The following is a 13,777-nucleotide window of genomic DNA, read 5'->3' as shown; positions in this document are numbered from 1 at the left end:
AATACGTAGCAAAATAACCAAAAATTAAGTAAATACGACGAATTAAATGGGGATATTTAAGGTAATTCGTGTTCCTGTCTCTTCTGAAGAATTTATAAACAGACGTCCATCTATGTAGTTAATTCGCTCATTCATAAATGTCATTCCCATACCACCAACTCCGGTTCTTATGTTTTTAGGCCGATTAATATCGAATCCCTTTCCATCGTCGTCTATTGTAATACTTAATATATGAGCGCTATGAGAAATCGAAACCAGTATATACGTAGATTCGGCATACTTAATCGCATTATTTATCGCTTCTTGGGTAATGCGATACATATTAATCTCGACCAAAGAATCTAGGCGTTTATTAAAATTGGTACGATTATATAACTCTATTTTTTTACCTGTAAGTCTGGATAATTCTTGTGTTAATTTTGAAAGCGCCGGAACAATACCGTAATCACTTAGTTCTGGTGGTGTTAAATTAAACGTGGCTGCACGTACACCTTGAATAATATCTCCCGTTAAACTTTTTAAATGTTCTATTTTTGAAGCCGCCTTGTCTAAATCGTTTAAGTTAACACTCTCTAAATTATACTTAAGTCCGGTTAGCATTTGCCCAATACCATCGTGAATATCTTTCGCTATTCGGTTTTGTTCTTTCTCTTGGTTTTCGATGATTTTAGATGAAATGATCTTTTGCTGATTCATTTTTTCCTCGTAACTCGATTTGGTAAGCGACTCTAAATCCAGTTGAGCTTGTTTCTTTTCAGTAATATCTGAAGCTATAATTAAGATTTCAGATTTTTCTGATTTTGAGTTAATCGGAATCAAATACATCTCTAGCCACAACATTTCGCCTGAGTGCTTTACGGCTTTAATTTCGCCCTGCCACCCCGATTTATTATAGGTTTTAAGAATGTGTTCGATATATTGCTGATCGGTTTTTACCGTTGAAATTAACTCGGAAAAATTTAAATTGACTTTGAATGCTGACTGCTCAAATAATTTAGAGAACTTCTCGCCAATATGAAGAATAGAACCTTCTGGCGTTACACGTGCAAACAACAACGTTTTATCCATGGTCTGGTTTAAAACACGGAGTTCTTTAACCGATTTTTCATTTTCTTTTCGTAAAAAATCGGCTTCTTCAGCCATGTTAATAGCTCTTTTCTCTGATCGTAAAAGTCTAGTGATGGTTTTTTTCACCATTCTAGCTGTAGGTTTAAATATAAATAGGAATTCTAAAATAAGAAGTAGCAGTGTAAAAATCATTAAAAACAATTCCCATTTGCTTAAGAGATTTACTTTTTCGTTAGCTTCAGAATCGTATTGATTTACAATAGTATCCATAAGACTTAAAAAACGAAATGCGTTAGGATTTACCTGATCGACGTAAGGTATTAGCAGATTGGGATTTGCTTTAGGCACTTGTTCTAAAATTGAAATGATTGAATTTGAAGCGGCATACATTTCGGAAAATGGTGTCTGAATCCGATCGAACAGCGCAACAATTTTATCGCTATTGGTTCCAGAAAGCTCTAAACTATCACTACCTTGAAGCAAGGCATGATGAGAAATTTTCCATTGTGCTAAGGTCTTTTTTAAAGTATCCTTTAAGACTAAACGTTCCGAAAAATCTGTTGTATTTGCTATTAAAAGAACTTCTTTACTTAGTTTCTGACTAAGCATACGTTGCCGGCCAGCAACGTTTATAACTGAAGAATCGTCCTGCTGATCGATTAAAAATTTGCGGACGATTATTTGGCTTATAATTACAGAACATGCAATAGCACCTAATGCAAATATATATAATCGACGGAGTCTATTAAACGTGCTAGTATCTAACGAACTGCTGCGATCATTCATTTAAAATATGTTTAAGATAATGCCTTTTGAATAAGCTTAAAACTAGATTCGGAATAATTTAATGTCATTGCTTTTTTGTGAGCGGCATCAGACATTTTATTCCATGTTTTTTGTACGATATCAATTAACTTTTCTTCGTCGTGCTTGGTTGCAAAATCTTCAAAATAGTATTGTAAAAACACTAAACACACCACATCTTCTAACGTCTGAGAATCTGGATCTTTTTTAAATGATTTTTTACTCATTAAAAACTGAACACGCTCAATAAACTCATCGTCGTAGCCTACAGAATTCATGATATCTCCGGCAATGTTTCCGTGTAACTTTTTAAGATCGTTACGCCAGTTCATATAACCAGCTTTAGTCATTGGATATTCGTTTCTTGGAATTTCCCAACGACAAATATGCTGTGCACGTGCCGCGATTTGTAAACTCTCGGAAGCGGTTGGCATATAATTCAACAAGCAATCTGTCATACGCTGTGAATACAACAATTCTTTTGGCATTGATTCGCCATTACTGATTTCACGATTTAGATCTTGAGCATTTTTTTCATCAATTAATGCTATGGCTTGTTCAAATTTTGCACTCACAGTTCTTATGTTTTTTGGTATCTATCAAATCTATTCAGAAAATCCGATATACACAAAGTTGTCCTCTATTTTTACAGGATAAATTGCTATGGGATTTAAATCGCCATTTAAATTTTCGCCTGTTACTAGAGAAAATGTTTTTTTATGCAACGGACAAGCAATTTTAGGTATGCCTTTGTGATCGCCTAACATACCTCGAGACAACACCATTTCCTGTTTTTCTGGTGATAAATTCTGACAAGCATACCAAGTATTTAATCGCGAGAAGTTAAACACGGCAATTTGTAAATCTTTATATTTTACGCATGCACCACCATCGTTTGGAAACGCTTCTGTTGAAGCCGCTTTAAACCAAACCTTAACATCTTCTTGAGTCGTTGTTTTGTACTTAGATATTACTTTTTCCATAATTATATGTTTTAAAACGTTAGCGTTATTTAGTTATAGGACGACTTCTTTGGTGTCCTTTTCCCAATGTTTTGGCATTTTCTGATCACGTAGAGGCACAAAAACTAAATTATCATCCCGCTCATCTGAATTTACGAAATGACTAAAGCGTTTTTTCATGTCTTCGTTTTCTATGGCTTGTTTCCACTCACACTCATAAGCATCAACTAAAAACTGCATATCTTTCTCTAATTCATCAACAATATTTAAACTATCGTCGATTACAATTTTTTTAAGTTGCTCTATACCGCCTTCTAATTTATCTAACCAGGCTGCAGTTCGCATTAACGGTGCGGCGGTTTGTATATAATACATTAAATAGCGGTCTATGTATTTTATGACTGTGTCGTTGTCTATTTTTTCGGCTAATAATTCGGCATGTCGCGGAGTTGCTCCTCCGTTACCACCTACATATAAGTTCCATCCACCTTCTACAGCAATAACTCCGAAATCTTTTCCACGCGCTTCGGCACATTCTCTGATACAGCCGGAAACACCACCTTTTATTTTATGGGGCGAACGCAATCCTTTATACCTATTTTCTAAAGCGATAGCAAAAGAGACACTTTCGTCTAACCCGTAGCGACACCATGTAGATCCTACACAACTTTTTACCGTACGTAAAGATTTTCCGTAGGCATGACCACTCTCAAAACCATTATCTATTAATTCTTTCCAGATCGCAGGTAAATCGTTTAGCTGCGCACCGAAGAAATCGATACGAGCACCACCTGTGATTTTTGTATATAAATTATATTTCGATCCAATTTGACCTAAGACAATTAAACCTTCTGGAGTAATTTCACCTCCAGCAATTCTCGGCACCACAGAATAGGTTCCGTTACGCTGAATGTTTGCTAAAAATTTATCGTTTGTATCTTGCGTTACATCTTCTTTATTTGGCGTTACATTATATAAACTCGCAAAAATTGAAGACACTAAAGGCTTACACGTTTCGCATCCATGTCCTGTACCACACGCATCTAACACCTCGTTAAACGAGGTTAGTTTTTTCACTTTTATAATACCGTATAATTCTTGTCTGCTATATTCAAAGTGTTCGCAAATCACATTTTTAACCGTCTTACCAAGCGACTTCAATGTCTCATTAACTAAATCTGTAACCATGGGTTTACAACCTCCACAGCTTGTACTCGCTTTTGTTGCAGAGACCACGCCTGCTAAATCTTCGCAAGACCCATCTTTAATAGCACCGCAAATCTGACCTTTACTTACATTCTCGCACGAACAAATCTGAGCTTCGTCTGGCAAGTCTAAGGCACTACCAAACGCACCACCTTCTGTGGCTGGCAAAATAAGTTGTGCAGCATCTTCGGGAATTGCCATTCCATTTAAAAACACCTGATGTAACATATTATAATCTGATGCATCTCCTACAAGGATTCCTCCTAATAAAGATTTACCATCTAGACTTACATTAATTCGCTTATATAAATGTTGCGTTTTGTTTTCGAAAATTACAGAATGACCTTTTGATGCCGGCATAAACGGTTCTCCAAAACTGGCAACATCTACCCCAATTAACTTTAACTTGGTAGACATATCGATTTCTGCTGGCATTAAAGCCTCTGCATTCCCCATAATCTGACTTGTAGCAATTTCTGCCATATCGTAGCCAGGAGCCACTAATCCGTATATCATCTGATTGTATAAAGCAACTTCGCCAATAGCAAAAATATCGGGATCGGACGTTTGCATTTTGTTATTCACGACAATTCCGCCACGAACACCCATTTGTAAATCACACGTTTTTCCTAACTCGTCTCTTGGGCGGATTCCAGCAGAAATAATTAACATTTCTACATCTAGCTTATCATCTTCTCCAAACTCTAGTCCTGTGATATACTCATCGCCCAAAATCTGATTGGTCGCTTTACTTAAATGAATATTTAATCCGATAGACTCTAGCTTTAACTGTAAAACTTGACTACTTCTAGAATCTAATTGTCTTGGCATTAATTTAGGCGCAAACTCTACAATATGAGGCTCTAATCCCATATCCATTACTGCTTTACCAGCTTCTAACCCCAATAAACCACCACCCAACACGGCAGCTTTAGCATTTGGATTAACTGCTTTTAGTTTAGCCGCATAAGCCAGCATGCCTTCTAAATCTTCTATGGTTCTATACACAAAAACACCTTCTTTTTCCACCCCTTTTATAGGAGGGACAAATGCAGAAGATCCTGTTGCTAATACTAAGTAGTCGTAAGTATACTCCCTATCGTCTACACTAGTAATTGTTTTCTTATTTCTATGAATATCCGTAATACGAACATCTGTAATTAAATCTATATTATGTTCTTCGTACCAAGATCTTGGAGCCATTTCTAAGGCTTCTGCATCCTGATTCTCGAAAAACTCACTTAAATGAACACGATCGTATGCAGGTCTTGGCTCCTCGCCAAACACAGTTATTTTAAATGCTTCACTTCCTTCTTTAGCTACAAATTTTTCACAAAACTTATACCCCACCATTCCGTTTCCTACAACAATCACTTTTTTCATATACGTAGTTATTATTCGATTACTTATTTCAAAAGTAAGTATTAATACTTAATTATATTGCTCAAAATTAAATATTTTTCAAAAAAATACGTATTTTTACCAAAAACTAAAACAAAAGGCTTTTAAATTATTAATAGTGAAATTCTAATTAATAAAATTAGAAATCGTTATTTTTAAGGAACGCTAAATCCGTTATCGCTTTTAGATTTTTGAACATAAATAACTAGAATTAATTCATTTAATTATAAGGACTTAACACCTAATTATTAATCAATTTTACTAAATATTATGACTAAAATTACTCTACTAACAGTTTTACTTTTAATGGTTTCAGGTAGCTGTTTTGCTCAATTTTCTATTGATGGAGAATTGAGACCACGAACAGAATTCAGACATGGTTACGGCACCATAATAGCAGATGATGCCGATCCTGGATTTGGGGTTTCGACTAGGGCGCGCGTGAATCTGGGCTACAAAAAAGAGACTTACGAAATCTATATTGGCGTTCAAGATGTTTTTGTTTGGGGAGAAAACAGACAACTTTTAATTGAAGATGAAAACAATTCCTTATCACTTTTTCAAGCTTGGGCTAAACTTAAACTTAACGAAAATTGGTCGACTAAATTAGGTCGGCAAGTTATTGCTTACGACGATCAGCGTATTTTTGGAGGCGTAGATTGGACACAACAAGGTCGGAATCACGATGCACTTCTTATTCAATTAGGAAAAGAATCTTTAATATTTGATGCCGGATTTGCCTATAATCAAGATTACGACAACGCTGCTGGATTTCAAAATGTAGATAATACGTATTACACTACAGGATTTTTCTCGTATAAAACCATGCAATACGGTTACGTAAAAAACACCTGGAATGCCTTTTCTGCCAGCTTTCTGTTTATGAATAATGGTTTTCAGGAATTCGACATCGATAATAAGGCCGATGGACTTAGTTATTTACAAACCTTCGGAACCCATTTAGCGTATGCTAAAAGTAATTTTGATGTAGCTAGTAATATATACTTACAAACAGGACACAGACAAGGCGATATTAAAGTAAATACGGGATTATTAGCAAGTCTTGATGCCCATTACAAAGTGACAACTAAAATTAAATTAGGAGCAGGATTTGAATACATTAGCGGAAAATCTCAGGATGAGTCTGCAGACGAAACAGGAGCATTCTTCCCACTTTATGGAACCAACCATAAGTTTAACGGATACATGGATTACTTTTACGTAGGTAATCATGCGAACTCTGTTGGTTTAGTTGATATACATGTTAATGCAAATTTTAAATTAGGTGAAAAATCAAGTTTATCTGCAAGCATCTTAAATTTTTCTGGTGCTGAAGAATTACCGAGTGGTGAGAAAAGTTTAGGAACAGAAATTGACTTAGTATTTCAACATAAGTTTAAAGAGTTTTCAGTCGCCGCAGGATATTCACAAATGTTTGCTTCGGATGGCATGTACGAACTTAAAGGTGTTTCGGAAGACTTAGCCGCAGATTCCCAGAATTGGGTTTGGGCCATGTTGGTTTTAAAACCTAAATTTTTATAGAAAACACTGTTTCAATACTAAACCTATATAAAAGAAGCCTGTAAAATCGACTGTTTTACAGGCTTCTTTAGTTTTTGCTTATAAACAATTGAACTATACTATTTTTTATAGTTACTTACCAACCACAACCTGAAATTTACACATCAGTAATTACATTAATCGTCGTTTTTCGTCTAGAATTTCAATGCTCCTTTGCTTAATGCTCTAAAATAAATTCTTAGATAACATGAACTGTTATTATTCTTCTTTACCCTGAACTTATTTTAATCACACAAAAACTGATAGCTATAAACCGAATGAGTTACCAAACACATCTAGCCAATGGGCTGATGTTTCATTCTCGAATAAAAATATTACGGCTTTCAATTATATAATATTATATTTTATTAAAACAAATTAGTCACACGCCTAGGCTTCTATCCGTATAATATCATGATTAGATATTTAGCCACCAGTATTTTTTTTAGAAAAATTCATTTAACAAGTATATTAAGTTTATTAAAACAAAAAGCCTTCTAAACATACGCTTAGAAGGCTTTTTATTATAATAAAGAGTCGGTTACTTATGCAGCAACATCGTCTCCTCCATTTAACTTTCTTTTCTTTTCAGAACTAGCTAAAGTATCGTACATGATTGGTGTCGCGATAAATAATGAAGAGTATGTACCTACGGCAACCCCTACTATTAATGCGAACATAAATCCACGTATAGAATCTCCACCAAAAGTAAAGATAGCTAATAACACCACTAATGTTGTTAAAGACGTATTTAACGTTCTACTAAGCGTACTACTTAAAGATGTGTTAACCACTTTGTTTAAGCTCCACTCTGAATGAATTCCGAAGAACTCACGAACTCTATCAAATACAACCACGGTATCATTCAGCGAGTAACCAATTACGGTTAATATTGCTGCGATAAACGCTTGATCAATTTCCATGTTAAATGGCATGAATTTGTATGTTAAAGAGAATACCCCTAATACAATAATAACATCGTGGAATACTGCTGCTACAGCTCCTAATGAATATTGCCATTTCTTGAAACGGAATAAGATATATAAGAACACTACAATAAGAGATCCTAACACGGCCCAGAATGATTCTTTCTTAATATCATCTGCAATTGTTGGACTCACTTTGTAAGATTTCATTAATCCAACCGTTTTGTGTTGGTTATCGCTAATAAAGTCTTCGTAAGAAACACCTGTTAAATGTGGTTGTAAGGCTGTATATAAACCTTTTCTGATTTGCTCATCAACCTCAGCACTTGTTTCGTCTACTTTATATTTTGTTGTAATTTTAACTTGGTTATCACTACCCAATGTTTTAGCATCTGCACTTCCAAAAGCTTCATTTAAGGTAGGCACCAATTCTGAAGGACTAACATTTTCTTCAAAACGTACTTGGAAACTTCTACCTCCAACAAAATCTACACCTTGATCTAATCCGTTAGTAAATAAAGAACCTAAACTAACCACTAATAAAACACCTGAAACGATATAAGCAATTTTACGTTTTTGTAAGAATTCGATATTAATGTTTCTGAATAAGTTTTTAGTCAGTCCTGTAGAGAAATCTAATTTACCACCACGGTTAACATACCAGTCAATTAATAACCTTGTAATAAATATGGCTGTAAATAAAGAAGTTACAATACCAATTAATAAAGTAGTTGCGAATCCTTTAATTGGCCCCGTACCAAATATAAATAAGATTAAAGCCGTTAAACCTGTTGTAATGTTGGCATCTAAGATTGAAGATAATGCATTACTAAATCCGTCTTGAATAGCTTCTCTCTGACCTTTACCATTTGCTATTTCTTCTCGAATACGCTCAAAGATTAACACGTTTGCATCTACCGACATACCAATAGTTAATACAATTCCGGCAATACCAGGCAATGTTAAAACAGCTCCTAAACCAGATAATACACCAAAGATTAATAAGATGTTTAATGCCATTGCAATATCTGCAAATAACCCCGCTTTACCGTAGTAAAAGAACATCCATACTAATACTAAAGCCAATGCGATAACGAAAGAAATTTCTCCACTATCAATCGCTTCTTGACCTAAAGATGGTCCAACAACGTCACTCTGAATGATATCTGCAGAAGCGGGTAATTTACCAGCACGTAAAACGTTTGCTAAATCGACAGCTTCATTTAATGTAAATTGTCCTGAAATTTCTGAATTTCCTCCAGCAATTGGTCCAGTAGTTACACCAGGTGCAGAATATACAATATTATCTAAAACGATAGCAATTTGACTTTGTTGAGAATAAGCATTACCTGTTAATTCTTCCCAAATTTTAGCTCCTTTTGCATTCATTTGCATAGATACAGCAGGCTTACTTAATTGGTCGTAAGTCTGTGTTGCATTAGTAACTACTGCTCCACTCATAGGTGGTACATTTTCTCTATTACCAATTAAGGCATATAATCCTACAGCATCACTTCCTTTTTCTGGCATACCAAAAGCAAACTTAACATAACGTTGCTCTACAGGAAGTAAAGCTCTAATATCTGCTCTGTTTAAATAATCTAGAACAGTTTGCTTATCATCTACATCAAATTGAGCGATAATTGGCCCACCTTGGTATCCTTGTCCTATTATTAAATCTAATAACGGGTTTGCAGATACACTAGTAGAATCTGTTACGGCTTCTCCTAATAAATCATCGATTTGAGAATCGCTTTCAGTAGTTTCTGCCACAGCATCTTCTGAAGTTGTAGTTTTAGCATCTGCCTCCTCTTTAAGTACATTGTTTGCTTGAATAATAAACGGAATTAAAGATTCTCCTTTATATACTTCCCAAAATTCTAATTGCGCTGTACTTTGTAATAATTTTGTAGCACGCTCTACATCTTTAACTCCTGGTAATTCAACCAAGATACGTCCTGATTCACCTAAACGCTGAATGTTTGGAGAAGTCACCCCAAATTCGTCAATACGCTTACGTAATACTTCGAAAGCAGACGTAATAGATTCGTCAATTTTTCTGTCGATGATAGGCTTCACCTGATCGTCTGTCATATCAAAAGAAATTTCTTCACTTAACGCTCTGTTTGCAAAAATATCTGGAGATGCTAATTTAGTGTCTCCTTTAATTTTATCGAACGCAATGTAAAAATCTTCTAAATATGTATTCTGACTGTTTTTCTGAAGCTCTGATGCATCGTCTAATGCTTTATTAAAAGCTGGTTCGCTAGTGTGATTAGCTAAACCTTTTAAGATATCTTTTACCGAAATCTCTAAAGTAACATTTATTCCTCCTTTAAGGTCAAGCCCCAGGTTCATGGCCTTGTCTTTTACCTCGTCGTATGTATAATCTGCAATACCTAGGTCAAAAACTTTTTCTGTTGATAATGAATCCAAATATCTAGCCTCCTTTACCGAGTCTCCATTTGAATAGGCTTTTGCTGCGTCGTCGATACTGTTTGCTTTAAACGTGAACGATAATTGGTAAATACTTACCAAACCGAACAAGACTGCAAACAACTTTACTAATCCTTTATTCTGCATTATTTAATTATTTGTTAATAATATTGTGAGATGTGTGCTGTACTTAAAACAGCGAAACACATGAGTTAATTTTTATATATAAGTGAAGGATAGTTTATAGACAGAATGGTCTAACTATCTTTTTAAGAGTGATAACGAAATTACGCACCACGCCTCTATTTTTTTGGAGGAAATTTAATCATCAAGAACTTATTTATGACGGTATTTATACTGCATTTAAAAAAAACGGAAACCTCCCTAAGCTATAGGTCCTGCCCTAACTTCGGGTATTTTCTTAGCATCATTATCTATTGCAAGCGCAATAGTTCTGTAAAATTTATACGCCACTTTAATTGAAGGCAACTCAACTACATCTGAGCTATAAGTGGTACGGGGATAATCGTTTGAATTATTAAAATGATGACTGCTCGCCTTTAACTCTACCGCAACTTTACCAGAATGCTCGAAAGCAAAGTCGTAACCGTTATGGATTTCAAAGACATCAAAATTATAGGTGGTTTGCATTCCTCCATCTTCCGAAGGTAATTGCTTATGCTTTGAAGTAGAATTATCGAATGCCAAAGATTGATCTTCCGATAATATTTTTTTAATGCGATCTACATCAGAATCACTGTAATAAGTAATGTTTAAAACACCATGCTCACCTTCGCTAACTTGAATATTTTCAGCACCAATACTTTGAAGTTGCTCGGTAATGGTAGAAATGGCTTTGTCCGCATTTTCCTGTGCAGATACATAACCAGAAAGTTGCAGAACAATTTCCTGATTAGGCACAGCCTTTGAATGCTGACTAGCAACACCAAAAAACACGGCTACAATTACGGTTAAAGTACTAAGGTACCATTTCAAATTCATGCGCCAAATATATGAAAAATTTAACACTACATTCTATGCTTCTTGATATTTATAGGCAAGAACTTAAACCATTACAATTTAAACCGATAACATAAAATTCTATGAGTAAACACAATGCGGTTTTCATAGGTTTGTGAATTAAAAATGAAATACATCTCCTAATAATCCTTAAGATGAAATGATACTAAAAACAAATATATTCACATATATAAGTGACACACGCCTTTACTTAATAGGAATAGATAATAACGGAATATTTAATCCAGAAGCCATTACTCGCGTTTTACTTTTATGAACCAGAGATTCCCAGAACCCGTACGCTTTAGGCATCATGACCAATAATTCCGAATCTGATCTCTTAATTTCTTTTTCAATCTCCTCAATTACAGTATCAGACTCTATATTCTTATACAAATACGTCACTTTTTCTAATTGCGTATCAATATTGCTTATAGTCTTGGTATTTAACTTTAATTCGTCTATTAATTTATCGACATAAAAAACAGTAACATCAGATTTTAAATTAGAAGATAATAATTTAAGTTTTGCCAATGTTTTTAAAGGTACAGCTTGCATTAAATCGCAAGAAAATAGTATTTTCTTCATCCCTTTAAATTTCGCACTTACCGGCACAGCTAATACCGGGAATTTTTTCATACTAATTAATGTAGTCGTTGGATTACCCAATAGATTTTGTTCTAGCGATTTTCCAGACATCCCAATAACTAATAGTGATGCGCCCAACTCTTCCATAAGATTATCTATCTTAAATTCTAATTGCGCATAAATGCATTCGTAATCGACCGAAATCTTATATTCCGATTCTAAAGACGCTGCTGTTTCCTTTAATTTAGTTCGATTAATTTCTATTAATTCATCTATGTACGTTGCAGGAAACCTAGTGTTTGATGCATGAAGAGGTATTTGAAAAGCATTAAAAAGCATAAGTTTAACATTAAAATGCGATGCTATTGCTGCGGCATAAGCGACAGCATTATCTGCTAATTTAGAAAAGTTCGTTGCTACTATAATTGGTCCCATAACTTGATAGATTTTGCTCCTACTAAGGTACCGAATTAATCAATTTCCAGCAAGGAAACACGGCCGATATTTTGGTTATAAAAAACCATGAATTACTCCTAAAATCCCTTATTAAACACGAAAAACACAACGCACTATTTTGTAATAAGTTAAACCCTTTTTAATTCCGATTGAGATGTTAAAGAACAACCTAAAAACAAAAAAGACTGCCTTTTCAGGCAGTCTTTAATATATTTTATAAAACTAATTTAGAATTCTAAAAGACCATTTGTCTTAGAAACACCTTCTGCACTAGCAGCTAAATGCGCTTTTTCTTCGTCGTTTAATGTAATATCTACTATTTTTTCGATACCATCTTTACCTAATACAACTGGTACACCTAAACAAATATCTGTTAAGCCATATTCACCATCTAATAATGTTGAACAAGGGAAAATCTTTTTAGTATCGCAAGCAATAGCTTGTACCATTCCTGACACAGCTGCACCTGGCGCGTACCACGCAGAAGTTCCTAATAATTTAGTTAATGTTGCTCCACCAACTTTAGTATCTTCTTTTACTTGATTTAAACGTTCTTCAGATAAAAATTCTGAAACTGGCACACTATTTCTAGTCGCTAAACGTGTTAATGGGAACATTCCAGTATCACTGTGTCCACCAATTACCATTCCGTCTACATCGCTAATAGGCGCTCCTAAAGCTTCTGCTAATCTGTATTTAAAACGTGCAGAATCTAAAGCTCCACCCATTCCGATAATTCTGTTTTTTGGTAAACCTGTAGCTTTATGAGCTAAATACGTCATGGTATCCATTGGATTACTAACCACAATAAGAATCATGTTTGGAGAATGCTCAAGTAAACTTGTAGATACATTCTTAACGATTCCTGCATTAATACCAATAAGTTCTTCTCTTGTCATTCCTGGTTTTCTAGGAATTCCACTTGTAATCACACAAACATCACTACCTGCAGTCTTGCTATAGTCTCCAGTTACACCTGTAATTTTTGTATCGAATCCATTTAAAGAAGCCGTTTGCATTAAATCCATTGCTTTACCTTCTGCAAAACCTTCTTTAATGTCTAACAAAACAACTTCTGAAGCGAAGTTTTTAATAGCGATATATTCTGCACAACTTGCACCTACTGCTCCTGCTCCAACTACTGTTACTTTCATTATAATATATTTTTAGATTGAGATTATTTTTATGCACGTAAAATTAACGATTTTAATACAATTCACATACATAAGTCTGCGAATTATAATAAGATTATGAATTACACCTGCCTGATTTTAAATTTACTGTATTTTGGCACGTTCAACATGTTTCCATGTCAATTGTGTATTATAAAAAAGCACCTTAAAAATAAAT

Annotated in this window: 9 protein-coding genes; 1 reads left to right on the top strand and 8 read right to left on the bottom strand. The window is 34.6% G+C overall.

Translation table 11 applies throughout. The annotated features are described in order from the left end of the window. Nucleotides 1-42 precede the first annotated feature (42 nt). Genes AC0UBM_RS09630 through nirB form a run of 4 tightly spaced genes read right to left on the bottom strand, consistent with a single transcriptional unit; the run spans nucleotide 43 to nucleotide 5,423 of the window. Complete coding sequence (locus AC0UBM_RS09630; RefSeq protein WP_475688458.1) at nucleotides 43-1,854, bottom strand: sensor histidine kinase; 1,812 nt, start codon at nucleotides 1,852-1,854, stop codon at nucleotides 43-45. Between the two features lie 11 nt (nucleotides 1,855-1,865). Beyond that, nucleotides 1,866-2,447 (bottom strand): DUF4202 domain-containing protein, encoded by a 582-nt coding sequence (locus tag AC0UBM_RS09625; RefSeq protein WP_475688457.1) that lies wholly within the window; start codon nucleotides 2,445-2,447, stop codon nucleotides 1,866-1,868. 30 nt (nucleotides 2,448-2,477) lie between these two features. After that, on the bottom strand, nucleotides 2,478-2,855 hold the full coding sequence (gene nirD, locus AC0UBM_RS09620; RefSeq protein WP_414036068.1) for a nitrite reductase small subunit NirD: 378 nt from the start codon (nucleotides 2,853-2,855) through the stop codon (nucleotides 2,478-2,480). Nucleotides 2,856-2,888: 33 nt separating this feature from the next. Then, nucleotides 2,889-5,423 (bottom strand): nitrite reductase large subunit NirB, encoded by a 2,535-nt coding sequence (gene nirB, locus AC0UBM_RS09615; protein ID WP_475688456.1) that lies wholly within the window; start codon nucleotides 5,421-5,423, stop codon nucleotides 2,889-2,891. A gap of 288 nt (nucleotides 5,424-5,711) precedes the next feature. On the opposite strand from nirB, the gene AC0UBM_RS09610 reads away from it, so the two are divergent. Next, nucleotides 5,712-6,983, top strand: a complete 1,272-nt coding sequence (locus AC0UBM_RS09610; RefSeq protein ID WP_475688455.1) for an alginate export family protein — start codon at nucleotides 5,712-5,714, stop codon at nucleotides 6,981-6,983. Nucleotides 6,984-7,546: 563 nt separating this feature from the next. Here the strand turns inward: AC0UBM_RS09610 and secDF are convergent. The 4 genes from secDF to mdh all read right to left on the bottom strand — a co-directional run bounded on the left by secDF (nucleotide 7,547) and on the right by mdh (nucleotide 13,581). Continuing rightward, nucleotides 7,547-10,510 (bottom strand): protein translocase subunit SecDF, encoded by a 2,964-nt coding sequence (gene secDF / locus AC0UBM_RS09605; protein WP_475688454.1) that lies wholly within the window; start codon nucleotides 10,508-10,510, stop codon nucleotides 7,547-7,549. Between the two features lie 237 nt (nucleotides 10,511-10,747). Beyond that, nucleotides 10,748-11,365, bottom strand: a complete 618-nt coding sequence (locus AC0UBM_RS09600) for a hypothetical protein (protein ID WP_475688453.1) — start codon at nucleotides 11,363-11,365, stop codon at nucleotides 10,748-10,750. Between the two features lie 225 nt (nucleotides 11,366-11,590). After that, entirely contained in the window at nucleotides 11,591-12,406 is an 816-nt protein-coding gene (locus AC0UBM_RS09595; protein ID WP_475688452.1) for a universal stress protein, read from the bottom strand. A 248-nt stretch (nucleotides 12,407-12,654) separates the two neighbouring features. Further along, on the bottom strand, nucleotides 12,655-13,581 hold the full coding sequence (gene mdh / locus AC0UBM_RS09590; protein WP_434037744.1) for a malate dehydrogenase: 927 nt from the start codon (nucleotides 13,579-13,581) through the stop codon (nucleotides 12,655-12,657). Nucleotides 13,582-13,777 lie beyond the last annotated feature (196 nt).

It is taken from the genome of Formosa sp. F44, from assembly GCF_056238645.1.
The sequence above is the reverse complement of the archived record's forward strand: the minus strand, read 5'-3'. Positions and strand labels throughout refer to the sequence as shown.

Bases quoted from the DNA above. Each gene is read 5' to 3' on its own strand.
- AC0UBM_RS09630 (WP_475688458.1), bottom strand. From the start codon at position 1,854: ATGAATGATCGCAGCAGTTCGTTAGATACTAGCACGTTTAATAGACTC.
- nirD (WP_414036068.1), bottom strand. From the start codon at position 2,855: ATGGAAAAAGTAATATCTAAGTACAAAACAACGACTCAAGAAGATGTT.
- nirB (WP_475688456.1), bottom strand. From the start codon at position 5,423: ATGAAAAAAGTGATTGTTGTAGGAAACGGAATGGTGGGGTATAAGTTT.
- AC0UBM_RS09610 (WP_475688455.1), top strand. From the start codon at position 5,712: ATGACTAAAATTACTCTACTAACAGTTTTACTTTTAATGGTTTCAGGT.
- secDF (WP_475688454.1), bottom strand. From the start codon at position 10,510: ATGCAGAATAAAGGATTAGTAAAGTTGTTTGCAGTCTTGTTCGGTTTG.
- AC0UBM_RS09600 (WP_475688453.1), bottom strand. From the start codon at position 11,365: ATGAATTTGAAATGGTACCTTAGTACTTTAACCGTAATTGTAGCCGTG.
- AC0UBM_RS09595 (WP_475688452.1), bottom strand. From the start codon at position 12,406: ATGGGACCAATTATAGTAGCAACGAACTTTTCTAAATTAGCAGATAAT.
- mdh (WP_434037744.1), bottom strand. From the start codon at position 13,581: ATGAAAGTAACAGTAGTTGGAGCAGGAGCAGTAGGTGCAAGTTGTGCA.